At 69.8% G+C, this 24,990-nt stretch carries 17 protein-coding genes and 3 pseudogenes; 9 read left to right on the forward strand and 11 right to left on the reverse strand.

Features of this window, described 5'->3' with window-relative positions:
- The first annotated feature begins 30 nt into the window (after positions 1-30).
- The 4 genes from ABZ880_RS16945 to ABZ880_RS16960 are packed head-to-tail and all read left to right on the forward strand — an operon-like array spanning position 31 to position 3,687.
- Entirely contained in the window at positions 31-693 is a 663-nt protein-coding gene (locus ABZ880_RS16945; RefSeq protein ID WP_361262754.1) for a hypothetical protein, read from the forward strand.
- Entirely contained in the window at positions 690-1,676 is a 987-nt protein-coding gene (locus ABZ880_RS16950; RefSeq protein ID WP_361262757.1) for a hypothetical protein, read from the forward strand. The genes ABZ880_RS16945 and ABZ880_RS16950 overlap by 4 nt, the downstream gene beginning before the upstream one ends.
- Positions 1,673-2,593 (forward strand): hypothetical protein, encoded by a 921-nt coding sequence (locus ABZ880_RS16955; RefSeq protein WP_361262760.1) that lies wholly within the window; start codon positions 1,673-1,675, stop codon positions 2,591-2,593. The genes ABZ880_RS16950 and ABZ880_RS16955 overlap by 4 nt, the downstream gene beginning before the upstream one ends.
- Positions 2,590-3,687 (forward strand): serine hydrolase domain-containing protein, encoded by a 1,098-nt coding sequence (locus tag ABZ880_RS16960; protein WP_361262763.1) that lies wholly within the window; start codon positions 2,590-2,592, stop codon positions 3,685-3,687. The genes ABZ880_RS16955 and ABZ880_RS16960 overlap by 4 nt, the downstream gene beginning before the upstream one ends.
- A 62-nt stretch (positions 3,688-3,749) precedes the next feature.
- Here ABZ880_RS16960 and ABZ880_RS16965 read toward each other — a convergent pair whose 3' ends face one another.
- Complete coding sequence (locus tag ABZ880_RS16965; RefSeq protein WP_361262766.1) at positions 3,750-5,126, reverse strand: carbohydrate-binding protein; 1,377 nt, start codon at positions 5,124-5,126, stop codon at positions 3,750-3,752.
- A 324-nt stretch (positions 5,127-5,450) separates the two neighbouring features.
- On the opposite strand from ABZ880_RS16965, the gene ABZ880_RS16970 reads away from it, so the two are divergent.
- Complete coding sequence (locus ABZ880_RS16970; RefSeq protein ID WP_361262769.1) at positions 5,451-6,074, forward strand: thiol:disulfide interchange protein DsbA/DsbL; 624 nt, start codon at positions 5,451-5,453, stop codon at positions 6,072-6,074.
- Between the two features lie 98 nt (positions 6,075-6,172).
- Here ABZ880_RS16970 and ABZ880_RS16975 read toward each other — a convergent pair whose 3' ends face one another.
- A complete protein-coding gene (locus ABZ880_RS16975; RefSeq protein WP_361262772.1) occupies positions 6,173-7,729 on the reverse strand; it encodes a serine/threonine-protein kinase in 1,557 nt (518 codons plus the stop codon).
- Between the two features lie 500 nt (positions 7,730-8,229).
- On the opposite strand from ABZ880_RS16975, the gene ABZ880_RS16980 reads away from it, so the two are divergent.
- On the forward strand, positions 8,230-9,180 hold the full coding sequence (locus ABZ880_RS16980) for a DUF2236 domain-containing protein (protein WP_361262775.1): 951 nt from the start codon (positions 8,230-8,232) through the stop codon (positions 9,178-9,180).
- A gap of 345 nt (positions 9,181-9,525) precedes the next feature.
- Here ABZ880_RS16980 and ABZ880_RS16985 read toward each other — a convergent pair whose 3' ends face one another.
- Both ABZ880_RS16985 and ABZ880_RS16990 read right to left on the reverse strand, forming a co-directional pair.
- Positions 9,526-11,547: a non-reducing end alpha-L-arabinofuranosidase family hydrolase gene (locus ABZ880_RS16985; RefSeq protein ID WP_361262778.1), complete on the reverse strand. Its 2,022-nt coding sequence runs from the start codon at positions 11,545-11,547 to the stop codon at positions 9,526-9,528.
- A 643-nt stretch (positions 11,548-12,190) separates the two neighbouring features.
- Positions 12,191-12,331, reverse strand: a complete 141-nt coding sequence (locus ABZ880_RS16990; protein WP_361263510.1) for a hypothetical protein — start codon at positions 12,329-12,331, stop codon at positions 12,191-12,193.
- Between ABZ880_RS16990 and ABZ880_RS16995 the strand changes: the two are divergent.
- Positions 12,264-13,083, forward strand: a pseudogene (locus ABZ880_RS16995) (LacI family DNA-binding transcriptional regulator). The gene ABZ880_RS16990 and the pseudogene ABZ880_RS16995 overlap by 68 nt on opposite strands.
- A gap of 70 nt (positions 13,084-13,153) precedes the next feature.
- On the opposite strand, the gene ABZ880_RS17000 reads toward ABZ880_RS16995, so the two are convergent.
- The 7 genes and pseudogenes from ABZ880_RS17000 to ABZ880_RS17030 all read right to left on the reverse strand — a co-directional run bounded on the left by ABZ880_RS17000 (position 13,154) and on the right by ABZ880_RS17030 (position 21,881).
- On the reverse strand, positions 13,154-14,914 hold the full coding sequence (locus tag ABZ880_RS17000; RefSeq protein ID WP_361262781.1) for a cellulase family glycosylhydrolase: 1,761 nt from the start codon (positions 14,912-14,914) through the stop codon (positions 13,154-13,156).
- Positions 14,915-14,966: 52 nt separating this feature from the next.
- Positions 14,967-16,478 (reverse strand): glycoside hydrolase family 43 protein, encoded by a 1,512-nt coding sequence (locus tag ABZ880_RS17005; protein WP_361262784.1) that lies wholly within the window; start codon positions 16,476-16,478, stop codon positions 14,967-14,969.
- Between the two features lie 764 nt (positions 16,479-17,242).
- A complete protein-coding gene (locus ABZ880_RS17010) occupies positions 17,243-18,208 on the reverse strand; it encodes an expansin EXLX1 family cellulose-binding protein (protein ID WP_361262787.1) in 966 nt (321 codons plus the stop codon).
- A 134-nt stretch (positions 18,209-18,342) separates the two neighbouring features.
- A pseudogene (locus tag ABZ880_RS17015) lies at positions 18,343-18,669 on the reverse strand (ATP-binding protein); the annotation flags it as partial.
- 273 nt (positions 18,670-18,942) lie between these two features.
- Positions 18,943-19,218: pseudogene (locus ABZ880_RS17020) on the reverse strand (glycoside hydrolase N-terminal domain-containing protein); the annotation flags it as partial.
- Entirely contained in the window at positions 19,215-19,607 is a 393-nt protein-coding gene (locus ABZ880_RS17025) for a glycoside hydrolase N-terminal domain-containing protein (RefSeq protein WP_361263467.1), read from the reverse strand. The pseudogene ABZ880_RS17020 and the gene ABZ880_RS17025, both read right to left, overlap by 4 nt.
- 42 nt (positions 19,608-19,649) lie before the next feature.
- Positions 19,650-21,881, reverse strand: coding sequence for an alpha-L-fucosidase (locus ABZ880_RS17030; RefSeq protein ID WP_361262790.1), 2,232 nt, complete (start codon positions 21,879-21,881; stop codon positions 19,650-19,652).
- Positions 21,882-22,316: 435 nt separating this feature from the next.
- On the opposite strand from ABZ880_RS17030, the gene ABZ880_RS17035 reads away from it, so the two are divergent.
- Both ABZ880_RS17035 and ABZ880_RS17040 read left to right on the forward strand, forming a co-directional pair.
- Positions 22,317-23,381: a sugar ABC transporter substrate-binding protein gene (locus ABZ880_RS17035; RefSeq protein WP_361262793.1), complete on the forward strand. Its 1,065-nt coding sequence runs from the start codon at positions 22,317-22,319 to the stop codon at positions 23,379-23,381.
- A gap of 43 nt (positions 23,382-23,424) precedes the next feature.
- Positions 23,425-24,987 carry a sugar ABC transporter ATP-binding protein gene (locus ABZ880_RS17040; protein ID WP_361262795.1) on the forward strand — a complete coding sequence of 521 codons (1,563 nt, stop codon included), beginning with the start codon at positions 23,425-23,427 and terminating at the stop codon, positions 24,985-24,987.
- Positions 24,988-24,990: the final 3 nt, after the last annotated feature.

Raw genomic sequence — 24,990 nt, forward strand, 5'->3', positions numbered from 1 at the left:
GCAGGGTAGGCCGGTTTGTCGAGCTGCCCGGTGGCGAGGACGACGGCGTCCGCGACCCACTCGCGCCCCGAGCCACGCACCGACCACGTCCGGGTCTGCGGCAGCGACGCGGACGACGGCCCCCGGGCAAGCGTCGCCGTAGCGGCCGTACGCGTGCTGGGAGCGGATCTGCTGCTGTCGCACATCCTGTCCCGCACCCCGCCCGCGCCGGACTCGCTCACCGTGTTCCGGCAGACCGTTGAGACCTTCCCGCCCCGCGCCGACGCGGCCCCCACCGTCGTGTGGAGCCACTGGGCCATGCGCCGCACGCTGCGCCGGCTCGACATGCCCGCGACCGAGGACGACGCGGAACCCGACGCCGGCTGGCTCGACGGCGTGCCCTGGCAGTCGCTGACACATCAACTCGCCGTCCTGGCACCGCTCGCGGTGCCCGGCGAGGACTGCGCGGTGGCCCGCGCCGCCCACGCCCGCCCGGTCGACGTCGCCCGCGGCTTCGTACGGGCGGTGCGCCGCCGGGACTGGCAGCAGGCCGCCGGTGCAGGGCGCTGGCTGACCCTGCTGGACGGCGTGCCGGAGGCACTGGGTCTCGAAGCCGGGCTGGACTTCGTGGAGTTGATGGGCGGCACCGATCCGCGCGTCGCCCTGCAGGTGGAGGCGGCACGGGCCATGCGGTGGGCCGGAGCCCTCGTATGACCCGAGTGGACGTACACAAGGTCCGGGAGGTGGAAGTCGCAGCGCTCGCCTGGCTGTCCGCGCACCGCGGCGACTTCGCGCTCGGCGACGACGCCCTCACCGCCGACGGCCAGGTCGACCTCACCTGGAAACCGCTCGGCGAACTGGCGCAGACCTGCGCGAGCGTGCGCGAGCACACCGCGCCCGACGACCCCCTGCACGCGTGCCTGTCCGACCTGCTGGGATTCGCCTGGCAGCAGACCGGACGGGGCGAACTCTTCCTGCGCCTGCAGGAGTTGGAGCCCTTCGCCACGTATCCGCTGGAGGTGTACTCCGTCTTCGCCGGCGCCGGTCTGCGGCACGACGGGTACGAGGCCGCCGCCGCGACGGTGGCCCGCACCCGCGGCTGGCGGCAGACCGAGCAGGAACCCACCCGCCGGCTCGGTCTTCTCAAGGCCGAGGGGCGCAGCGGCATCCACCGGCCGGAGCGGGCCCACCAGGCGCTGCGCCGCACCTGGTTGGGCGGACTGCCGGAACCGTGGACGTTCGAGCGCTCCGCCGGGTACGCACTCACCCACGTCGTCTTCCACCTCACCGACTGGGGCCGCACCCCCGACGGCCTCCCCCCGGACCTGGCCGACTACCTCGCCCACTGGCTGCCGCCCTGGCTCGACACCTGCCTGGACGCCAGGATGTGGGACCTCGGCTGCGAACTGCTGGTCGTGGCCGCGAGTTCGCCCCGCCCGCCCGACGCTGCCATGTTCCAGGACGCCTGGACCCGGATCGCGCGGGCGCAGCACGAAACGGGCGCCCTGCCGGTGGAGGGCCCGGACCCCCGCGAGGACGATGCGGCAGCTGCCGAGCCGGACTTCCTGCACTGCTACCACTCCACCCTGATGGCCGCCTTCGCGGCGGCACTCACGATCGAGCGCCTCACCGGAGGCTTCGACGACGACCGCGCACCGTACACGGGCGACATGCACGGACAAGGAGTCCCCGGATGACCGACACCCGACTGATGCACACCGTCGGCGTCCGGGCCCTGGAATGGCTGTGGGCCCACCGCGACGGCTTCCGCCTGGAACACGACGTCGACCCGGAAGTGGGCTTCCTGGAACGCTTCAAACCGGTCGGCGAACTCGCCCTGATCTGCCGGGTGTTGTTCCGCGAGGGAGTGGCCGGATCACGCCAGGCCGACCTGGCGCACCGCCTGGTGGACCACACCTGGCGGCACACCCTGGACGGCGGCCGCATGCTGGTGCAGGGCCAGCGCATCGAGCCGCTCTCGCCGATCCCCTTCGAGGTGTACCTCCCGTACAAGGAACTGGGCTACAGCGAGCCCGAGGTGGAGCGCGCCACCGCCCTCTACCACCGGCTGAACAGCTGGTCCTCCCTCGAACTGGACCCGACCCGGCGCCTCGGCATGGCCGCCTTCCAGCGCCGCTTCGGCCTCACGCCCAGCCCGCCCGAGGCGGACCTCGTCGGCGCGACCTGGCTGGCGCGCACCCCCGAGCCCTGGACGGTCAGCGGTCACATCGCCTACGACGTCACCCACGCGGTGTTCCACCTCACCGACTGGGGAGAGAACCCCGACGGCCTGCCCCCGGACATCGCCGACTACCTCGCCACCTGGCTGCCGGTGTGGATCGACGACTGGCTGGACCTGCAGCGCTGGGACCTGCTGGGCGAACTCCTCGTCGTCGACGCCTGTCTGCCCCGCCCCACCCTGGACGAACGGGCCTGGGCGGGCTTCGCCGCCGCCCAGCAGCCCGACGGCGCCATGCCCGCCGTACGAAGCATGCCCGAGGGCGAGCCCGACGAGGTGTTCGACATCGTCTACCACCCGACGCTGGTCGCCGCGTTCGCCTCAGTCCTCGCCACCTCCCGCGCCCTGACCGAGCTGGCGCACGCCTCCTCATGACGGCTCACCTGACCGTGGCTCGGCCCTGGCCGGGGGACCCGCTCGACGGGGAGGACTTCCTCGCGGGTCAGTCGTACGACGCCGATACGGCCGACGCCGAACTGCACGAGCGGCTGGCGGCGGCCGTGGAAGCCGCCGACGCACCCGACGTCGTCTTCGCCGTCTCCCGGGACGGCCGCCGCACCATCCACTGCGGCGGCACCGCACCGTCCCCGCCGACTGCCCGTCAGGACCTGCGCTACGAACTCGGGTCCGCCTCGAAGACGCTCACCGGTCTGCTGCTCGCCCAGCTGATCCGGCGCGGCCTGCTGTCCGGGGGCGAGCCCGCCACCGACTGCCTGGGCGCGTCCCGGCACACCGGACCGAACCCGGTGACGCTCGCCCACCTCATGACCCACACCGCCGGACTGCCCGGACTGCCGGCCGACTTCTACGTCCGCGCCCTGCCCGCCTGGCACACCAACCCCTACGCCCGCTACCCGGCCGCGCGCGTGATCGACGCCTTCCTGCGCCACCGCCCCGGGCACAGGCCGGGCACCCGCTGGCGGTACTCCAACTTCGGGGTCGCCGTGCTCGGTCACGCCGTCGCGGCGGCGACGGGCACGGCGTGGGAGGACCTGCTCGCCGATCACGTCCTGCGCCCGCTGGCACTCGGCGACACCGCCCTGTCGGCCCACCGTCCGGGCATCGACGCCGTGGGGTACGGCAAGGACGGGCGTACACCCGTCCCGGCCTTCGACGCCGGCGGCTTCCGGGCGGCGGGTGCCGTCCGGGCCACCCCGCACGACCTGCTCACCTTCCTCGAAGCCCACCTCGACCCGTCCGGCTCACCCCTGACGGGTGCACTGCGCTCGGTCCGCACACCGGTGCTCCGGCGCGGCCTTGGGCACCGGCACGTGCACACCATGGCGTGGTTCCGGCACCCCACCGACGCCGGGCCGATGTACTTCCACGGCGGGGCCACCCTCGGCCAGCAGGCCTTCCTGGGCTTCCGGCCCGACACCGGCACGGCCCTGGCGGCGCTGTGCACGCGCCGCTTCCGCGCCAACGACCCCTTCGTGTCAGCCGCGTACGGGTTTCTCGCGGGCGAGTAGCCGGCGTTCCGGTGCGAGGGCAGCGCCCCCGCACCGGATGGCCGTACGACTGCTGACGACTCCTACACCCGCTGCCACAGCGCCGGAGTGTCCTCCGGCGACCACACTCCCTGCGCCTGGTGGGTCTGCAGACACTGGTAGCGCACGCCCGCGACGCTCACCGTGGTCCCGGCCTCGTACACCTTGCCCGCGGACCAGGGGATCGCCGTCTCGCCCTGCGAGGCGGCCGGGCCGGCCTGGGTGGTCGCGGTCTTCAGGGTCAGGCCGAAGTCGCTGAGGATCGGGTTGACCGGCTGGTAGAAGGTCGTGCCACCGCTCGTGCAGTCGCCCGAACCGCCGGAGGTGACGCCCTGCGCCTGGGCCCCGGAGATGAACGGGCCGCCGGAGTCGCCCGGTTCACTGCACACCGTGGTCTGGGTCAGCCCGTTGACGGTGCCCTCGGCGTAGCGGACGCTCGCGTTGTGCTGCTGGATGGTGCCGCAGTGCCATCCGCTGGTGGAGCCGGAGCGGCACACCGAGGCCCCGACGAGTGCCTGGACCGAGCCGCCGACCTGGGTGCGCTTGCCGCCCTCGCCCTTGACGTCGGCCGTGGCGGTCCAGTCGCCGTCGACGGCCACCCAGGACATGTCCTTGCCGGGGAACGTGGACGCCTGGAACGTGCCCTGGGCGGCCATGTTGAAGCCCGTGGTCGTCGCCCCCGCCTTGCCGCAGTGGCCCGCGCTGGCGAAGCCCTGCTGCGTGCCCTTGGTGACGGAGAAGCCGATGGAGCAGCGGGTGTTGCCGTTGATGTAGTAGGCGTCGCCGCCGACGATGTCCTCCGTCAGCCGGGGCCGGTCCGGCGACACATGGACCGCCACGCCCTTGTCCTGGAGACCGGCGGCCTCGACGAGGTCGGTGGCGGCCGACTGCTTCGTGGCCTGTACGACGACCCGGTTCTCCGGCACGTCGACGTACCAGATCGGAGCGTCGAGGTCCCGGCTGCGCTTGGCCGCCGCGTCCAGCTTCTCCTTGACGGCCTCCAGGGTGCTCAACGACGTCTTGACGACCGCGGGCTTGGCTCCCTGCGAGCGGATGGCGGGCAGGTCCGCGGCGTCGGTGGTGGCGACGGTGAGCTCGGCTGAGGTCGACCCGTGCACCCAGGCCCCGGCGAAGTGGGCGCCGAGGGCGTTGCGGAGGCGGCCGGCGCGGGCGCCCGCCTCGGCCTCGTTGACCAGCCGGGTGGCCGCCTGCGACTTCGTCAGCCCCAGGTCGCGCTCCATCGCGCGCAGCACCTCGTCCGACGGTCTGTCGGCGCCGAGCGTCCGGGCGGCGGTGGAGGACGGGGGGCCCGGAGCGGGCGGCGGCGCGGCCATCGCGGCCGCGGGGAGCCCGGTCAGTACGAGGGTGCCGAGTGCGGCGAGGGCGGTGCGGCGTCTGCTTGCGACATGTCTGCCGACCATGCTGTACCTCCTTGTGGGTACGGGTGAGTCAGTGGCGAAGACATGGGCGGCCTTGCCGCAAAGGCCCGTGACGATGTCAAAGACGGAGGTCTTTCGCGCAATGGGGGTCGCGGGCGGTGGCATGTGCAGTACAGCAACGTCATCGCTGTCCGAGGGTGCCCGCATGCGGCCGGCCGCGGTCGTGCGCTGGTGAAGACCTTCGCCGGGGCGGCGGTACGGGTCGGCCCCGTGAGTGATCCTGTTCTGCGGGTGGATGATCCGATCGGGGGACCTTGCGTGTGTCGCCGGGGCGCGCCTCGGAGAGGCGACGCAAAGGTGGCTGCCATGAAGCTGACGTATCGCCTGCTGGCGCTGTCCACCGTCCTCACGTGCCTGCTCGGCGCGTCCTCCGGCCAACCCAAGGAGGGGGTGCAGTACAAGCGGCTCGCGCACCCGGTCGCCGGCGTCGACGCCCGCCAGGTGGTGGAGCTGTTCTGGTACGACTGCCCGCACTCCTACGCGTTCGAGAAGCCGCTGGAGGAATGGGCCGCCCGGCAGACTCCCGCGGTGAAGGTGGTGCGGATCCCGGCGGTCTGGACGGACGAGCCCGACATGGTCGCCTACGCCCGCCTCTTCTACACGCTGGACCGGCTCGGCATCGCGGAGCAGGAGGCGATCCCGGTCTTCCAGGCCGTACGCGACCGCCACCAGCGGCTCACCACCGAGGCGAGCGTCGTGCGCTGGGCGGCCAGGGAGGGACTTGACGTCGCCGCCGTCCGAACGGCCTACAAGTCCAAGGCGGTCACCGATGCCGTCGAGAAGGCGCCTTCGCTCCGCGAGCGCTACCAGGTGGACGAGGAGCCGACCGTGGTGGTGGGCGGCCGCGTCCACACCTCGCCGTCCCAGGCCGGCAGCTCCGCCGAGATCATCTCGGTGGTGAACTACCTGTACCGCAAGGCCGGCCACTGAGCCGATTGCCGCGAAGGGCGTCTGACGGGCAACCGCCCGGTGCAGGCGCCCTTTTCGAGTGCTTGGAAGAGGCCGGGCCGCAGCCCGCCGGCCACTGGTCAATGCCGGCGCGTCACGCTCACCCGTACCGTCAGCGTGCCCCTGTTGTCCTGGGAGCAGAGCCCGGCGAAGTCGTTCATGCCGAGTTGAAGGGTGCCGTTCCCGGCCGCCTGGAAGGTCAGCTTCCGTCCGACGGCGTGGATCGGGAAGCCCTGTTTGCCCGCGAGGCGCGCCACCAGGCTGCCGAACGGGGACGCAGGCCTGACCTTGCAGCCCTCCGCACCGGCCAGCCGTTTGTCGGTGTTCGCGTCGTATCCGGCCGGCCCGGTCATGGGCATGTTCCGGTAGTCGGCCGTCCATTCTCCCGAAACGAACCGCACGGTGACCCGGTCGCCCTTCTGGACGGACACCCCGGTCACCGACTGCCAGCCGGTCGCCGACTGGACCACCTGGCTGGTGGCCGTCGTCTTCGGGTTCTCCTTGTCCTTGGGCGGCAGCGTCCCGGTGAGGAAGAGACCACCCACGACGCCCGCCGCCAGCAGTGCCGCACCGGCCAGAGCCCACAGCAGCCGCTTCGGACCGGCAGAACGGGACGGCTGCCCGGGCTGAGCCCTGAGCGACGCGGTGTGCTGCGCCGTCGGCACGGTCTCCCCGCCCGGAACGAGCCGCTCCCGGCCACTGGTCAGCGTGTCCGCGTCGGCCACCGCGCTCGAGGGCCGCAGTACGCGCACGGTCGCCGACGGCAGCGGCTCGACATCCGTCTCCCCGGTCGCGACGCGCCGCAGCGCGGAGCGCGTGACGGCCGCCGAGGGGCGCTCGTCGGGGGTTTTGCGCAGCAGCGCCTCGACAACCGGGCGCAGCGCGCCGAGTTGCTCCGTCAGGACGGGTTCCTCGTACGCCACCGCATGCAGCGTCGCGGGCCGCGCAGGCCTGCGGAAGGGGGACTGTCCGCCGCAGACCGTGGCGAGGGTCGCGCCCAGTGACCACAGGTCGGAGGCCGCACCGGTCTCCGCGCCCATCACCCGCTCGGGCGCCATGTACTCGAGGGAGCCGATCAGTTCGCCGGTGGTCGTCAGGAACTCGCCGTCGTCGAGGGCCGCGATGCCGAAGTCGGTGAGGACGGCGTTGCCGTCGGGGCGCAGCAGGACGTTGGCGGGTTTGACGTCGCGGTGCAGGGTGCCGGCCGCGTGCACGGCCTCCAGCGCGTCCAGCAGCTGCAGACCGAGAGTGGCGGCGTGCTGCGGTGTGAGCGGTCCGGTCTCCGCGATCCGGTCGGCCAGCGAGGGCCCCTCGACGAGCTCCATCACGATCCACAGCCGGTCCTCGGACTCGACCAGGTCGTGGACCCCGATCACGTGGGGGTGCGGCACCCGGGCGACCGCACGGGCCTCCCGGACGGCACGGCGCATCCGGATGCGGTGCTCCTCGTCGCCGTGGGGAAGGAGGTGCAGCTCCTTGGCGGCGACCGGGCGCTCCAGCAGCCGGTCATGGGCGCGCCAGACCGTCCCCATACCGCCTCTGCCGAGGACGTCGTGGAGCAGATACCGATCGGCGATCAGCCGCCCTGAACCGCGTTCCGAACGCGGTACCGCCTGGTGATCGCCATCCTCGGACATCACGCGCTCTCTCACGTTTCCTTCCCGGCGGTCCGGCTCCCGCCGACTGTCCTCCGTTCGAACGGGCCGAGCATAGCGGAGTACGTCGTGGCCACATGTCCTCAACTGCCGGGTGGCGAAGGGCCTTTGACGGCCTGATCTGGAGAGTCGACACGGTGGACTTCCGGCGGTGCGTGGCGCGTCGACACGGTGCGGGGCCTCGGCCGAAGAGAATGTGCCGCAGTGCGCGGATGACGTGTTCGATGTTTTGCCGACTCCGCGACCCCTCCGGATACCGTGGAGGCGTTGGTGCGGCGGCGGGTGGAACTCGCCTACTGCATCGGCGAGTTGGGAAGATGACGAGCCGCCGGTGGCCGGGTCGCCGTACCGCCGGCCGATCCCGCCCGGATCACGGCGGCCGAACGGGACGCCGACGGCTACGACTTCGAGTGCACGACAACCGAATTCCGGCAGGAGCCAAGGCGATATGGCGCCTGGCCCGGCACAGGGGGGAAGCAACGTTGCGCCGTGGGTACAAGTGGGTGGACCGCGAACTGGCCCGAATGGACCCGGAGACCGACTGGGAACGGATGATCTCGCTCTACGTCGGCCACCGCGTCCCGGAGTTCGCCCTGGCGATGATGGTGTATCCGGGCACCATGCGCATGATGCAGCCGAGCACGGGGGCCGCCACCCTGGCCCACACCGCGAAGCTGCAGACGAGACCGCACCGGCGTTTCCAGGACGGCAACGACTTCCTGATGGCCTGGATGGTGGACGGCCTGTCCAGCACGGCGGGCCGCGGCGCCGCCGCACGGCTCAACCGCATCCACCTGGCCGTCGCCCGCAGGACCCCGCACCTGCCGGGCAACTTCGACGACATCGACGACTTCGTCTATCCCCTGGTCCTGCTGGCCACGTTCGGCGACCGCCTGCAGACCTCACTGGACCTGCCCGGCACGAGCGAACACATGAGGACCGCGTGGCACCGCTGGGCGCAGGAACTCTTCCGCCTCCTGGAACGCGAGTCCGGACCCCTGGCCGACGAGGCGTTCCCCGAGGACTGGAACGCGATGACCGAGTTCGCCGTGAAGTTCGAGTCCCGGCCGTACGAGCAGACGGAGGCCGGTCATCGGGTGGCGACGGCGATGATGGACTTCTTCGCCGAGCGCTGGTTCCCGGCTCCCTTCCGGGCGTTCGGCAGGGACCTGACCCGTTACCTCGCCGGCGAGCGGGTCTGCCGAGTGCACCGGATCGGCTGGCTCAGCCCCCGCCGCGAGCGCCTCGTCCGCGTCTTCCTGAAGTCCGCGTTCCGCGCTCAGCGCCTGCTGCCCGACCACCGCACACCGCTTCCCGAGCGCCTCCGGCGAACCCGGCACACCGGAGCGGAGCTCAAGAAGCTGGAGCCCTACCGCGCCCCGAGCGCCAACACCCCGGGCCCGCGCAGCCGCAACGGCGGCAAGGGCGCCTGAAGGGCAATGTCCGCTTCAGGCGCCCGACTTGATGGTCCTGGAAGACGCCGAGCTTCCGCGGCGAGTACGACACCAGCAGGTTCTTCGTCTGCTGGTGACACACGGCTAGTAGGCCGTTGACCAGCGCAAATATCCTCAAGTGGAGCGGGAGGCGGCTCCTCTTTCTGCTCAGCGCCGCTGACAGCGGCCGGCGGACGACTTCCCATACCCCTTTGCCCCCTTGTCCTGCGGGCCTTCCTCATGGGGATCTCACCGAACTCACCGAGCAACCTGAACGTCAGCGGCGGCTGACCGGACATCAGGGCCGACGGCGTGGGCCCCGCACTGGCTGCGGGGCCCACATGGTCAGCAGGTCGAATCGGTCTGGGTGAGGAGGGCCAGCCGCCATGGGAGGAGGTTGTAGTCGCCGCCCGCGTTGGGGTTCATGCCCTGGTAGAGGTACTGGAGCCGGCAGGAGGGGATGGTCAGTGTCTGGTCGTAGCCGGCCCGGATCATCTCGCCGTGGCTGATGTCCCTGGTCCAGGCCCCGGAGGGGAAGCTGACGTTGCTGGCGCGGGCGAACGGGTTGCTCTCGGACGCGGCCAGGGGTGTCCAGGAGCCGGCGAGGCTGCCCGAGGTCCAGGAGCGGAAGTAGCGTCGGCCGTCCGATCCGATGGCCTCGACGAGGAGCAGATACTGGTTGCTGCCCTGCACCTTGTACACGTTGCTCGCTTCGAACAGGGCGTACTTGTTGGAGTCCTGGGCCGCGATGACGGTGTTGGTGAAGCCGCCAGGGAACTGGCCGACGGTCGTCTGCGAGCGGTACAGGTGGCCGTTGTCGTCGGAGGAGAACAGGTAGCAGTTGGCGCTGTCGCAGATCACCCACATGTCGACCCAGTAGCCGCCTCCGATGTTCTGCCGGATGATGTCGGGCATCGACGAGTAGAAGTTCCGTGGCGCGCTCCACCCGTTCGGGTTGCTGATGTCGGTGTTCGTGGAGTACGAGGCGTTGCCGGTCTGGTAGACGAGGTACCACAGGCGTTGCGGCGCGTAGTAGAAGACCTGCGGCGCGGCACGGTAGCCGGTGCCGATGGCGCTGCGGTCGAGGTAGTGGTGGGTGGCCGAGCCGGCCTGGGACCAGTCACTGAAGTTCAGGTACACCAGGTTGTAGCCGGAGGAGCTGGCGACGCTGGCGAACACATGGTATTTGCCGTTGTAGTAGACGACCGTCGGATCCTTGATCCCGGCGATGTTGTGGGTGGCGTCCGGTTTCGGTGCGATCAGCGGGCCGCTGGAACTCCAGGAGAAGCGGGAGGGCAGAGCGGCGGCGGACCGGGTCGACAGGGCGGTGGCCTTCTGGGTCGCGGCCGTTGAGCCCAGCGCCGACAGCGTCGCGCTGTACGCCGGCTTCTTGTTGCCGCCCCGGTCGAACAGCAGGGGGTTCTCCGAGGCCCGCCACGAGTCGCTGTCGCGGATGCCCCACACGGTGATGCCGTTGCAGCGCGCGACGTTCATACACGCCCGGACCGTGTTCGCGTAGGCCGTCGGCGACGCCTGGGCGATGTCCAGCTCGGTGATCTGGACGTCCACGCCGAGCGCGGCGAAGTTCGACAGCGTCGTCTGGAAGCTCGACGGCGGTCCGCCGGTGCCGAAGTGGGCCTGGAAGCCGACGCAGTCGATGGGCACGCCGCGCGCCTTGTAGTCGCGCACCATGCGGTAGACGCCCTGGGTCTTGGCGTCGCTCCAGTTCTCGATGTTGTAGTCGTTGTAGCAGAGCTTGGCTCCCGGGTCGGCGGCCCGTGCGGTGCGGAAGGCCTGCTCGATGAAGCCGTCGCCCAGCAGGTTCTGGAAAACCGAGGGGCGGTGCTGGCCGCCGCCGCCGTCTGCGAAGGCCTCGTTGACCACGTCCCAGGCGAAGACCTTGCCCTTGTAGTGGTTCATCACGCTGGTGATGTGGTTGTTCATCACGCTGCGCAGGGTGTTCGCGTCCCTGATGGAGCTGACCCAGCCTGGCAGTTGGGAGTGCCAGACGAGGGTGTGGCCGCGCATGCGCTGCCCGCGTGCCGTGGAGCGGTTCACGATCTGGTCGGCGGGACCGAAGTTGAACGAGCCGCGGGAGGGCTCGGTAGTGTCCCACTTCATCTCGTTCTCGGGCGTGACCGAGTTGAACTCGCGGTCCAGGATGGCGGCGTACGTGCCGTCGCCGAGCCGTCCGGCGGCCACGGCGGCTCCGAAGTACCGTCCGGACTGGGCCGCTTGGGCGCCCAGCGTGGAGGCCTTGACGGCGTCGGGTGCGCCGGTCGCGGTCCCGGGTGTCACCAGGACGGCCGCGGCCAGGAGGGCCAACAGCGAAGCTCGGCGACGGCCGAGGCGTTTCAGCGGGTTCATGGTTCTCCTCGTACGGTCGAGTGGGGGGTGGGGTGTGCGATCTCCTCCGATCGTTCTGGGCGAGGACAGCCGGGGCGTGCCGTCAGCGACCGTCGACATGTCATGCATTGATGAGGACATGTCATATCTAGGGCGCGACGTTCTCCTTGGGCGACCCGGTCGTCACGGCTCGGCGTTACGCGGAAGTGCCCTGCTGCGTTCGTGCGGTGCGGAATGGCCGGATCGATCCATCAGGTTCGTAATCCCGAACATGGATCGGCTTGTCGAGCCTTTTGGATGATAGGAGGTCGACGGACGCCGTCAATACCTCTCGCATGGTTCGTGCAATACGTCGAAACATTCGGAACCGGCGCGAGGTCGACTGCCGCAGGCCGACTGTCCGGGAGTCGCAGATCGGAGGAGTGATATGCGGTCGTGCGAGGTAGGGCGTCGAATCCGTATGTCGAAGGCCTTGACGTGCGTGGAGACTCCTCTGGGCGTGTGACGCCGGGAACTTTCCGAATTGCATTCGAAATTTCGACAGCGGTGCGTGAGGCCGGCTTCCGCAGGGGTGCCACCATGTCCGCGGCGGCAAGCGAGGGGGAGGGGGAAGGGCAACCGTGCCGGACAACCGAGCGGGCACACCTTCGACGGGAGAACAACGTCAACGCGGCGAGGGGGCCCCATCGGTGACGATCGCGTACATCGCCGAGTCCGCGGGCGTCTCCGTACCCACCGTGTCGAAGGTGCTCAACGGCCGGTCGGGGGTGTCGGACGAGACCCGGGCCCGGGTTGAGCAACTCATCCACCAGCATGGTTACCGCAAGCCCCCCAAGAACCGCAGCAATCTCGTGGAGCTCGTGTTCCGCGAACTGGAGAGCATGTGGGCCGTGGAGATCATCCGCGGTGTCGAGCGCGTGGCCCGCAGGAACCGGATCGGTGTGCTGGTGTCGGAGTTCGGACTCCATGACACCTCGGGCATGACCATCGACGACACGGTCGGCCGGCGGCCTCAATGTGTCCTGTCGGTCGCCCAGCTCTCGGAAGCCGAGCGGGAACAACTCACAGCGAAGGGCATTCCGTTCCATCGCCATGATCAGCGGGCCGGATCACCCCTTCTGCCTGGCCCGGCTGTCCGGTTACTCGTCTGCTCTCGCGGAAGCCGGCCTGCCGATGCAACCCGACCTGATCGTGAAGACCCAGCTCACGCGCGAGCACGGCTACGCCGCCGCGCGGGAGCTGCTGTCCCGCCCCGATCGCCCCACGGCCGTGTTCACCGCGAACGACATGCAGGCGCTCGGTGTCTACCAGGCCGCGCGCGAGCTCGGCCTGCGCATTCCGCACGATCTCAGCGTGGTGGGCTTCGACGACGTACCCGCCGTGGCCTGGATGGATCCGCCGCTGACCACCGTCCATCAGCCGCTGGCCGAGATGGCGACGGCCGCCACCGAACTGGCCCTGGCGCTCGGCCGCGGTGAGGAAGTGCCGCAGGTGGGACTGGAGATCGCGACCACCCTCACCGTCCGGCAGAGCACGGCTCCGCCCAAGGAGGAGTGACGCGACCGCGCGCGGAAGGTGCGGTGCCCTGGTTGCCGTGAGGGCCAACCAGGGCGAGGCAGCCGGTCGTTCAGGATGTGGTGCCGGTGACCGAGCCCTGGGACTTGGTGACGTGGTAGGTGACGGTGGCGCCGCTGTGGAAGTGGAAGGTCAGCGTCACCGGTTCGCCGTCGCGCAGCGCGTTCAGGAAGTCGGGAGTCAGAATGATCGTGCTGCCCGAATAGTCCGGTGAGAAGGCCGCGTTGAACTCCTGGTACGGAGTCCAGCCGGCCTGACCGGCGTTGCTGCCGTCGGCGTACCTGGCCTCCATGGTCGCCAGTACGTCACCCCGGTACTGGGTGGGAATGGTGAACGAGCCGGTCGTACCCGTGGCGTTCGACAGCACCGGAGTGTCGGACGTGATCACGTCGATCGTCCAGGGCAGCCCGCGCGAGAAGCGGGCCTGGAGCGTCGCGTTGACCCCGTACCGGCGATCGCCGGTCAGCCGGGTCAGTGCCCGCGCCGTGAGGGTGAGTTGGTCGTCGGTGACGGTGTAGTCCAGTCCCGGGGCAAGCGGGGTGCTGCCCTGCCACAGGCCGCGGAAGCTGGTGCCGTTGGGGTTCAGGGTGAGCGTCTTGGCCGTGATCGGGCTGGACTTGGGCACGAAGACCTTGTCGAAGGAGGCGGTTCCCGAACGGGTGGTCCAGCTCGACCTGATCCAGGCGAACAGGGCGGGGTCGGTCCACTTCAGCGTCTCGCGGTTCAGGAAGGCGAACGTTCCGGGGTCCCACAGGGCGGTGGTGACACCGGCGGCGCGCGCCGCGTAGCCGACGTGCTCGAAGTACTTCAGCGCCTCACCGCGCTCCACGCGGTCGGGATGGTTGTGGTCCGGCCAGCTGAGCAGGCCGTACTCGCCCAGGTAGACCGGGATGTTCTTGGCGACGAACGTGTCGTGCATGCGGGCGAAGGCCTCGTTGAGGTCCTTCTGGGCAGCGGCGTCGTACAGGGTGCCGCCCGCGATGTTCACGCTGAACGGGTACCAGCTGTAGTAGTGCACGGTCGCGACCAGATTGCTGTCGTGCAGCGCGCCGATCGTGGCGGACAGGGCGTCCATGAAGTTCTGGGAGGGCGTACAGCCCACCGTGGGCAGGACGAGCAGGCGGCTCGTGTTCCCGCCGCCCGAGGAGCGGACGATCTTGTGGAAGGAGGTGTTCAGCTCGTTCAGGAGCTGAGTCTTCTGCGCGTCCGTGGCATTGTCGAAGGCCGGTTCGTTGACGCTCTCGAAGAGCAGTGTGCGCGGCTCGTCGCGGAACGCCGAGGCGATCTGGGTCCAGTCGGCGTTGAACCGGGCGAGTACGTTGTCGTGGTCGGTGGGCATCTTCGAGATCCACTGCCACGAGTCGTGGTGGACGTTGAGCACGACGTACAGGCCGTCGGCCTGCGCCCAGTCGACCACCTGCTTGACGCGGCTCATGAAGGTGGCGTCGATGGTGTAGGGGGCGGTGGCGGACTGGTGGTCGGTCCAGGTCACCGGGATGCGGACGCTGTGGTAGCCCTGCGCGCGGATGGTGTCGAACAGGTCTTTGGTGACCTTCGGGTTCCCCCAGGACGTCTCGTCCGGGATCGCGTCCAGGGTGTTGCCCAGATTCCAGCTGGGCTGCATCGCGGCGACGGCGTCCATGGCCCGGGCCGGAACTCTGACCGCCGCCGGTGCCGGAGCCGCCGTGCCGTCCGGCGCGGCGATCGCGGCGCTGCCCGACAGGCCCAGGATGACGAGGAGCGCCATCAGCAGGGCGGCCAGGCGTCCGGGGCCGCGTCGGCGGTGGCGGGCGAGTAGTCGTATGTCCTTCATCTTCTTTCCCTTCGCTCGGTCATGGACGATGCGCGCAGTGACGTCCTCGGGTTCAGCCGTCGAGGGGCTCGTAGTCGAACCAGTCGAAGTGGACGGCGCCTGCCGTGGCGTACATGCCGATGACCCGGCCGGTGAAGCCGCCGGCCACCTCCGTCGACAGGTAGCGACCGTCGAGGGCCGCGAGCTCGGTGAACGTTCCGTCCGGGGCTTCGATGCCCAGAGATACGACGTCGGGGCCGGTGCAGGGCCCGTGCGGTGACGGCGGGTCAGCGATGGTGACGGCGAGAACCACAGGCCCGGCGGGCACGGACTGGGCGGCCACCACCGTGCGCAGGGAGCCGACGCGCGCGATCACCCGCACCTCCGTGCCGGACGCCTCGATCGCGTAGTGGTGCCGCTCGTCCAGCCGTACGGCGAGCCCCCCGCGTCCCTGCGAGGGGTCGACCAGAGTGCGTGCCCGGCAGGAGAGGTGCTGCTGGCGGCGGCCGGTGAACACCACATCGGGCTCGTCAAGAGAGCCGCCCCGCGCGCGGAGCGTCAGCCATCCAGGGCGCTCCTTGGTGGTGCAGAGGTCGGCGGGGCGGTCCCGCACGGAGATCCAGGCCGGCCCGAGTTCGCTGAACTCGAAGTCGTCGCGCCGTTCCTCGGCGGGAGCGGGAGTGAGCGGCCAGGGAAGTGCGGGCAGGTCCAAGGCCACCTCGCCGACGACCGGCCAGCCGTCCTCCCAGGTCACGGGGGCCAGGAAGGTCTCCCGGCCGAGCACGTGCCAGCCGGGCGTCCCGCCGCGCGGCCGTACCCCGAGCAGGACCATCCACCACGAGCCGTCGGGGCCCTGGACCAGGTCCGCGTGGCCGGTGTTCTGCACGGGGTGGTCGGTGCCGCGGTGGGTGAGGATCGGGTTGGCCGGGCACGGTTCGAACGGGCCGCTGGGCGTACGGCCGCGGGCGATCGACACGCCGTGGCCGCGCTCGGTGCCGCCCTCGGCGATGAGCAGATACCAGTAGTCGCCGATCCGGTACAGGTGCGGCGCCTCCGGAGCCTTCGCGCCGGGGCCGCCGGACCAGAGCTTGTGCGGTGTGCCGTGCGTCTGTCCGGTGGACGGGTCGATACGGACCTGCGCCACCCCGGCGACCGTGCACCAGCAGGTGCCGTCCTCGTCCCAGGCCAGGTCGGGATCGATACCGGGCACGTCCGGTGCCCAGATGGGATCCGTCCACGGTCCCGCCGGGTCGGTGGCCGTGACGATCAGGTTGCCGCCGCCCTCGCTGCAGTTGGTGACGATCAGCCAGAAACGGCCGTCGTGATGGCGCAGGGTTGGGGCGTAGATGCCGCCGGAGGATGGCATGGAGGCCGGCAGGCGCAACTGCTCCGGCCGGTCCAGGACGTTGCCGATCTGCCGCCAGTGCACCAGGTCACGGCTGTGGAACAGCGGTACGCCGGGGAAGTACTCGAAGCTGGAGCAGGCGAGGTAGTAGTCGTCGCCGACCCGGCAGATGCTGGGGTCGGGATGGAACCCGGGGAGCACGGGGTTATTGGCGCGGGCGGGCGGGGTCTGAGCGGGCACCCTTGATCGTCCTTTCGTCGGGTGGCGGCAGGGTCGGCGCTCAGGGAGCGTCCGGTTCCGTGCGGGTGATGCGGAGCAGCGCCGCGGACGGCGCGGTGGGCAGGGTCACGGTGAGGCCGGCGGTGTCGGGGCTCCAGACGGCAACGGCTCAGGCGGGCGCTGCCGTCGCCGCCGAGGACGAACTCGAGGTGCAGGGCCTCATGACCCCAGCGGAAGCTCCGCTTTTCCTTTTCCATGGCGGCCTTGTCAGGTCAGTGGGCGGGATCCGGCAGGGGCAGGGGCAGGGGCAGGGGCAGGGGCAGGGGCAGGGGCAGGGGGCAGGAGCAGGGTGTCCTCGATGTGGTTGATCAGGACGTGCTCCGTCATGAGGCTTCCTTGCGGACGGAGAGACGAGTGTGTTCTCTGACGGAGCGTCAGAGACAGCTGGGTCAGGCCCAGTTCATCCGCCTCATGACCCATCGCGGCGGCCCGTCCTCGGATCGTCGAAGCGCTTCACCACGCAGCCGAAGGTAACGGAGAAGTTTCGCGCGAAACAAGAGCCTCAGCGCCAAGAAACTTTCTCAGCCTGGCTCATTGACAGCTTCTCAGGGTGGACCGCGCTGTCGATGCGCTTCGACACTCCGGCTCTTCATCGCCGAGATTCCGTGCGAGAAACGCAGATCGCAGAAGCCCTGCTGGCTCAACTACTCCTGAACCAGCAGGGCTTCGGCATGGCCGGCGAGGCGAGTGCCCCGGTGTCCGGTTGGCGCGCGTCGGCCGCGCGATCAGTGCTGGGCGAACTGGACCCGGGTCGGTTGCACGACGTTCGGCCGCAGGGCGATCCCACTGACGGTGAGCTGTTCCCCGTAGATGTCGGTGATTCTGATCGTGCTGCCGCACCCAGTGCCGTCGGCGGATATGAAGTAGTTGTAGGAGGTACGGGGCAACTGCCGCCAGCCGCTCCCCGTGTGGACCTCGAGCCGCGTCACCGGATTGCGTTGGCCCAGCGTCTGGATGCCGCACCAGTAGGGGTTGGAGCCGGTCTTGTACCTGATGGACACCGTCTTTGAGGTGCTCGGGCTGACCAGGTTCCAGGTGATCGGGAGCCGGCCGACCTTGAGGTCGGCGAGTTTGGCGAAGGCCTGCTGGCTGAGGTCGAGTTGCCCGGGTGCGCAGGGCAGGGGGCACTCGTTGGTGATCCGTACCGTGATGGAGGCGCCGTTCGCCGCGCGGACGTGGACGTACGCGCCGCACGCCCTGGACGTCTCGTAGTCGGTGGTGTTCATCGCCGCGATCATCATGTCGTCGCTCGGGCCGAACCCACAGGCGCCGTCTCCGTCGCCGGCCTCGTAGGCGGTGGCGACCCCGGTGTAGGTGGTCCCGGGCCGTATTCGCCCTGCCGACGATGCCGTGGTCGAAGTCGTTCGCGAGGTCCGCGGGGTGGACGCGGCCGGTGGTCGTTTCGACGGGGTGTGCGCGGAGGCCTTGGGCGTCGGCGAGCCCTTCGCGGTCGGCGAGCCCGTCGCGGCCGGGGTGCCCGTGGGACTCGGGGTGCCTGTCGGGGCATTGGTTCTCGCCGGGGTGCCGGCGGCGCGTGCGACCGCGACCGACGCCCCGTCGGTCCCGCGGTCGGGGAGCAACGCCAAGACCAGGGCGGCGACGACCCCCGCGGCGGCCAGCGCCACCGCGGTGCCCACCATCAACCTGTGTCTGCGCCTGCGCTGCCGCGCGGCCTGCCTTGCTGTCTTCATGCCTGTCCGTTCGGATGCTCGAGTCGGCGGTCCACTGTTCAGTGGTCACAGGAAGCGCAAAGGTTGCCGACATTTTTTTTCGGCAGGCCGACGAGGAGCGGTCGCCGCGCCCCGCCCGGCGCAGGATGCCGCGCTCACGGACCCGGGGGTGCGTCCTTAGGACGGGTGCGCGGGACGTCCACCAGCCGCAGTTCTGCCTTCGAACCTCCCGCAGAACGGTTGCGGGAGGTCAGACGGGCGCCGAGCAGACGGGCCTGGCCGGTGGCGACGGTCAGGCCGAGGCCCGTGCCGCCGGTCCGGGAGCCCGTGCGGAAGCGCTGCGGGCCGGAGGTGGGCAGTGCGGCGAGCAGATCGGGCGGGAAACCGGGGCCGTGGTCGCGTACTCGCACGACCAGGCCGTCGATCTCGACCTCCACGGGCGGGGCACCGTGCCGCAGGGCGTTGGCGGTCAGGTTGGCCAGGTGAGTGAGCCGCGGCTCGCTGAACCAGGTCGCTGAGTGACACGGTCTGCCGGAAGGGATGCCTGCGGCAGACCGCGCTGCTTTCGGACGGCGGGAGTCCGGCCTGTCGGCGGGGGTGGTCCCGCTGGTCGGCGGAGGTCGCGCCCGGTCCGGGCGGGGCGCGTCGAGACGGCGCGCCTCCTGGATCCCGCGGCTGCTGGGAACCCCGGTGAGCGCGGTGTTGGCGCTCAGCGTGGTGTCGACGGTACGGCCGGGAGCGGGTGTCAGCTCATGGACGATCACCTTGTCGGCCCGGGAGACGAACGCCCGCCGGGTCCAGGTGCCGAACTGGTCCGTCCAGCTCGAACTCACCTCGCCGGTACGGAAGTCGGTGACCCGTGCGTAGTTGTCGACCGTGGTCATGCCGGGCGTGTCGATGTGCAGTTCGTAGGCGGGGTGGTAGGCCTGCGTCCAGCGCAGCGACCAGCCCGCGGCGAAGTCCCGGTTGGCGCCCGCGTAGTCACCCGCGAGTGCTTTGTCGCGGGCGCCCTCCGGACGCCCGGAGATCACCGCGGGGTCACGTCACGGGTGCCGTTCGGCAGCACCAGCCGCTGATAGTTGAAGACCACCTTCTCCAGGGCGGGAGCGCCGTGCAGCACGGCCCCGTATTCGCCGTTGCCGGTGAGGAAGCCGTCGGTCCAGGAAGAGGCCGGGGACGTGTCGTGGATGCCGCGCTCGGGGAGCGTGATCTGCGGGGGGCGGCCGCCTCCGCCGTGCCCGAGAGCGCGCCGCCGGGCAGGGCCGCGGCTCCCGCGGTCAGTGCGGCTGCGGTGAGGAACCGTCTGCGGTCGATGGCGCTGTCCGTCAAGGGGACTCCGGTGTCCGATCGGCGGTGCGTGGTCATGGCAGAGGGGAGCGATGAACCGTCGTGGTGGTGACCCACCGCCGCCCGGCCGAATTGGAACGGAATCCGGGCGGCGGCGGGCGTCTGCGGAAAGTGATCAGACGGCCGTGAAGGACCACAGCAGGTTGCTGCTGCTGCCGTACGTCCACTGCTTGGTGACGGAGCCCGAGGAGACGTTGCCGCCGCCGTCGAGGACCAGGCCGGTGGTGCGGTTGGCGATCGAGTAGAGGTCGCCGCCCCGCTGCGTGATCTTCCACTGCTGGTTGCTGCCGCCGTTCCAGGGGGCCTGCCGGGCCGGAGAGCCGTCGGCGGTGGCGCCCCAGCCGTCGGCGACCATGCCGTTGGTGCGGTTGACCAGCTTGTAGTAGCCGCCGCCGACCGCCACGGCCTGCCACTGAAGGTTGGAACTGCCGTTCCAGGTCCACTGCTTGAGGTTGGACCCGGAGGCCACGCCGCCGCCGCTGTCCAGGGCGAGTCCGTTGGTGGCGTTGGTGAGCCGGAAGTAGGTGGCCGGGTTGAACTGGACCTTCAGCGAGGCGATCCGGTCGTTGTTGCCGGTGACCCGCAGGTCGGGGTTGTCGTCGGTGAAGGTCCAGGAGGTGCCGGTGAAGTTGTCTCCGGAGTAGCCGATCACCTGGTAGCCGGGGGCCGGCCGGAGGGAGGAGATGCTGCCCGCGCCCAGTCCGGCCGAGGTGAGGTCGGCCGTGGTGTAGTCACCGACGGTGAATACGGCCGAGTTGCCGCTGTAGTTGACATCCGTGGAGGCGAGGGCGCCGGCGAGCGGCCGCAGGCCGGGGATCGCGCCGGAGAAGGCGAGCTTCAGGACGTAGGCGCCCGCGCTGTACGGCGCCGAGGACGGCAGGGTGATCGTGAGGCCGGACGAGTTCTGGGTCGGCGTGGGCAGGTCGATGTAGGTGCCGGCGGCGGTGCCGAGGAGCTTCACCGAGGTCAGCGACGAGAGGTTGATCCGGTCCGAGCCGAGGGTCTTGATCGTCAGTGAACTGCCGGGCCAGCCCAGGACGGTGGCGTACAGGACGTTGCCGGCCTTGTTGCGGGTGAAGCGGATGTCCTGGGGCGTGCCGGCGTGCGGGGTGGTGAACGCGCCGCCGCCCATCTTCGTCGGGCCCTCGCCGTACGCCGTCCAGGCGCGCGTCGAGTACAGCGACTCGCCGAAGCGCTTCAGGTGGTCGCCGATGCCGAGCAGGATGTCCTTCTGCGCCTGGGGGATGGTGCCGTCGGCCATCGGCGCGATGTTCAGCAGCATGTTGCCGTTCTTGCTGACCCGGTCGATGAGCGAGTGCAGCATCTGCTGGACGGTGTAGTAGCCGATGCCCTGGGTGTAGCACCAGCTGGAGCTGGAGATGCTGTCGTCGGTCAGCCAGTAGGGGGTGGTGATGTCGGCCGGGCCGCCGCGCTCGTAGTCGAACACCTCGCCCTTGCCGTTCATGCCGTCCTTGTACGTGGCGACGACCTCTTTGCCCCAGCTGTTGGCCTGGTTGTAGTAGTACGACAGGAAGTTGAGGCGCTGTGTCTCGTCGACGGCGTCCATCCTGAAGTCCTGCCACAGGATGTCGGGTTGGCTACGGTCGATGACCTCCTTGAGCTTGTCGTACCAGAGCTGGTTCTCCGCGGTCGAGCCCAACTGCCCGTAGAGCTTCTTGAGACCGGGGTCCGTCTGGGCGGGGACGAACTCGTAGAAGCCGTTGAAGTGGTACGCGTGATGCATGGCCACCAGCAGCTTGAGGCCCTTGGCGCGGATGGCCGTGGAGAACAGCCGCAGCAGGTCGAGCCCCGGGCCCTTGTTCACCGAGTTCCACTCGTTGACCTGGCTGTCCCACATGGAGAAGCCGTCATGGTGCTCGGCGACCGGGCCGGCGAACCTGGCGCCGGCGTCGACGAACAGCTGCACCCATTCGTCGGGGTCGAACTTCCCGCCCGCCGACTTCAGCTTCGGCGCGAACTTCACGAAGTTGCCCGCCAGGTCCTGCGCCCCGTTGATGAAGTTGTGGTACGGCCATGCCGATGGCTGGCCGTAGGTGGCGATGTGGTGCTGGTTGGCGTTGCTGCCCGCCTGGTACATGTTGCGCGGGTACCACTCGTTGTCGTAGGCGGGGACGCTGAAGACGCCCCAGTGGAAGTAGATCCCGAACTTGGCGTCCTGGAACCACTCCGGGGCCGGGGGGTGCTGGTCGACCGAGTTCCAGTCGGGCGTGTACGTGCTGGGCGCCGCCCGGGCGATGCCGGCGCCGAACACACCTCCGGCAATGGCCGCCGAGGCGACGCACGTGGCACCGGCCAGGAAGTGGCGTCTGTTGATCGAACTCGACATGGAGACATCCCTGATGCAGAAGAGGACAGGGGAGGGCAGCGCGCCGCTTGTTACGGATGAAGGTCCGCCATGTCTCCCCGGGATGTCAACCGGCGTGCAGGGATGAAAAGCGCTTCGATGCCAGGCAGTTGGCCATATTTTGGGCAGTTCCGATGCGATTTGGGACTGCCCAAACATGGCATGTCTACCTATGGCTTGATGGCCGATTTGGATCATCCGGACCCAAGGATTGATGGGATGGATCTTGCGTGCGCGGCAACCCCGCGACCAACCCGAGATGAGTCGTGAGCTGGCATTACGGTTCTTATTCGGTCATGGGGGTAGACAGGCCGCCAAGGGCGCGCCTATAAACATCCCATCTCTACTGCCCGGCGATACACAGATGTCGTCGAGGCGAAGCATCTCCCGCTACGGGACCGGCGCGAGGAAGCACCGATGAGAGTCAGAACCGCCCTCTGTTCAGCCGTCTCCGCCCTGTCCGCACTGGCGCTGCTCAGCGCCTGCGGCGGCGGCTCCACCAGCGGTGCGTCGTCGAGCGGCACGCCGCTGGTCGGCGTCGACTACCCGCGCTCCGACACCGACTTCTGGAACTCCTACATCAAGTACACGCCCCAGTACGGCAAGCAGCTGGGCCTGGACCTGAAGACGACCAACTCGCAGAACGACGTCGCCAAACTCACCGCCAACGCGCAGACGTTCATCAGCCAGGGCGTCAAGGGCATCGCCATGGCCCCGCAGGACACCGCCGCCATCGCGCCCACCCTCGCGCAGCTGGAGGCGAAGAAGATCCCCGTCGTCACCGTCGACACCCGTCCCGACAGCGGCAAGGTGTTCATGGTCGTGCGCGCCGACAACCGCGCCTACGGCGAGAAGGCCTGCCAGTTCCTGGGGACCAAGCTCGGCGGCAAGGGCAAGGTCGTGATGCTCGAGGGTGGCCTGGACTCCATCAACGGCCGTGACCGCACCGAGGCGTTCAACGACTGCATGAAGAAGAACTACCCGGACATCAAGGTGTTCGGCGAGGCCACCAACTGGGACGGCGCCGTCGCCGCCCAGAAACTGCAGACCGACCTGACGGCCAACCCGGACATCAAGGGCGTCTACATGGAGGCCAGCTTCGCGCTGTCCGGCACGCTCCAAGTCCTCAAGCAGAAGGGCCTGTTGGTGGGCCCGAAGGACAAGAAGCACGTGTTCGTCGTGTCCAACGACGGCATCCCCGAGGAGCTCAAGGACATCGCCGCGGGCAAGATCGACGCCACGGTCTCGCAGCCGGCCGACCTCTACGCCAAGTACGCCCTGTACTACGTCAAGGCCGCGATCGACGGGAAGACGTTCAAGCCCGGCAAGACCGACCACGACAGCACCATCATCCAGGTCCGCGACGGCGTGCTCGAGGACCAGCTCTCCGCCCCGCTCGTCACCGCCGACGGTGCCACCTACGGCGGCGTGCCCAGCGTCAAGAGCGACGACAAGGCGCTGTGGGGCAACAACCTCGGCTGACGGGTCTTCCGGAACAACGGCCCACGAGAACAAGGCGGTTGAGATGAGCGACGGGGAGCGAGCAGTCGGCACCGCGCCCGCCCCGGCGGACGACGGACGGGTCCCGGCGGACCCGCCCGTCGTCGAGGCGACGGGCATAGTCAAACGATTCGGTCCGACGGTCGCCCTGAACGGCGCCCGGATCACCATCAGGCCCGGCGAGACCCACGCCCTCGTCGGCCGCAACGGAGCCGGCAAGTCGACCCTGGTGTCGGTTCTCACCGGCCTTCAGGCCCCCGATGAGGGAACGGTGACCTTCGGCGGCGAGCCGGCCCCCCGGCTCAGCGAGCGTGACGCCTGGCGGCAACGCGTGGCCTGCGTCTACCAGAAGTCGACGATCATCCCCACGCTGACCGTCGCCGAGAACCTCTTCCTGAACCGGCACGACCACGGGCAGAGCCGGCTCATCAGCTGGCAGGCCACCCGTCGCCGCGCACAGGACCTGCTGTCGACCTGGTCGGTGGACGTCGACCCGCAGACCCCGGCCGGTGAACTGAGCGTGGAGCAGCGGCAGTTCGTCGAGATCGCCCGGGCGCTGTCCTTCGGGGCCCGGTTCATCATTCTCGACGAGCCGACCGCACAACTCGACGGGGCGGCCATCAACCGCCTCTTCGACCGCATCCGCGACCTGCAACGCCAGGGCGTGACCTTTCTGTTCATCAGCCACCATCTCCAGGAGATCTACGAGATCTGCGACATGGTGACGGTGTTCCGCGACGCCCGGCACATCGTGACCGCGCCGGTCGCGGACCTTCCCCGCGCCGACCTCGTCGCCGCCATGACCGGCGAGGCAGCGGCCGACCGGCGCGAAGAACGCACGAGCGTCCTCGACCCCGGTGCCACGGCCGCACTGAGCGTCCGCGCGCTGCGGGGCGACGCGTACGACGACGTCAGCTTCCAGATCGGGGCCGGCGAGATCGTCGGCCTCGCGGGGGCCGCCGGCAGCGGCCGTACCGAGGTCGCCGAGACCGTCGTAGGGCTTCGGGCGCCGGCGGCGGGCGAGGTGGAGATCGCCGGGAGGCGGCCCCGGCCGGGCAGCGTGCCCGCGGCGCTCGCCGCAGGCGCCGGGTTCGTCCCCCAGGACCGGCACCACCAGGGCTTCGTTCCCGACATGTCGATCGCGGACAACGCCACCCTGTCCGTTCCTCGCAGGCTCGGTCAGGGCGGTTTCCTCAGCCGCAACCGCCGGGACCGGCTCGCCGAGGGCATGATCGAGCACCTCGCGATCAAGACTCCCGGTCCCGAACTGCCCGTCTCCGCACTGTCCGGAGGCAACCAGCAGAAGGTCGTCATGGCCCGCGCCCTGGCCGACGACCCCCGGCTGCTGGTCCTGATCAACCCGACCGCGGGCGTGGACGTGCGCTCCAAGGAGTTCCTCCTCGACAAGGTCGAGGAGACCGCGGCCACCGGCACCGGAGTGCTCATCGCCTCCGACGAACTCGACGACCTGCGCATGTGCGACCGGGTCCTGGTGATGTTCCAGGGCCGTGTGACCTCGGAGATCGCCCGCGGCTGGCACGACCACGACCTCGTGGCCGCGATGGAAGGAGTGGACCTGCATGCCTGACGT

It is taken from the genome of Streptomyces sp. NPDC047043, assembly GCF_040644055.1.
Lineage (GTDB): Bacteria > Actinomycetota > Actinomycetes > Streptomycetales > Streptomycetaceae > Streptomyces.

Coding starts and splice junctions, on each gene's coding strand:
- ABZ880_RS17035 (WP_361262793.1), top strand. CDS start 22,317: ATGAGAGTCAGAACCGCCCTCTGTTCAGCCGTCTCCGCCCTGTCCGCA.
- ABZ880_RS17030 (WP_361262790.1), bottom strand. CDS start 21,881: ATGTCGAGTTCGATCAACAGACGCCACTTCCTGGCCGGTGCCACGTGC.
- ABZ880_RS16950 (WP_361262757.1), top strand. CDS start 690: ATGACCCGAGTGGACGTACACAAGGTCCGGGAGGTGGAAGTCGCAGCG.
- ABZ880_RS16990 (WP_361263510.1), bottom strand. CDS start 12,331: ATGAGTTGCTCAACCCGGGCCCGGGTCTCGTCCGACACCCCCGACCGG.
- ABZ880_RS16955 (WP_361262760.1), top strand. CDS start 1,673: ATGACCGACACCCGACTGATGCACACCGTCGGCGTCCGGGCCCTGGAA.
- ABZ880_RS16970 (WP_361262769.1), top strand. CDS start 5,451: ATGAAGCTGACGTATCGCCTGCTGGCGCTGTCCACCGTCCTCACGTGC.
- ABZ880_RS16985 (WP_361262778.1), bottom strand. CDS start 11,547: ATGAACCCGCTGAAACGCCTCGGCCGTCGCCGAGCTTCGCTGTTGGCC.
- ABZ880_RS16975 (WP_361262772.1), bottom strand. CDS start 7,729: ATGTCCGAGGATGGCGATCACCAGGCGGTACCGCGTTCGGAACGCGGT.
- ABZ880_RS16965 (WP_361262766.1), bottom strand. CDS start 5,126: ATGGTCGGCAGACATGTCGCAAGCAGACGCCGCACCGCCCTCGCCGCA.
- ABZ880_RS17000 (WP_361262781.1), bottom strand. CDS start 14,914: ATGAAGGACATACGACTACTCGCCCGCCACCGCCGACGCGGCCCCGGA.
- ABZ880_RS17040 (WP_361262795.1), top strand. CDS start 23,425: ATGAGCGACGGGGAGCGAGCAGTCGGCACCGCGCCCGCCCCGGCGGAC.
- ABZ880_RS16960 (WP_361262763.1), top strand. CDS start 2,590: ATGACGGCTCACCTGACCGTGGCTCGGCCCTGGCCGGGGGACCCGCTC.
- ABZ880_RS17010 (WP_361262787.1), bottom strand. CDS start 18,208: ATGAAGACAGCAAGGCAGGCCGCGCGGCAGCGCAGGCGCAGACACAGG.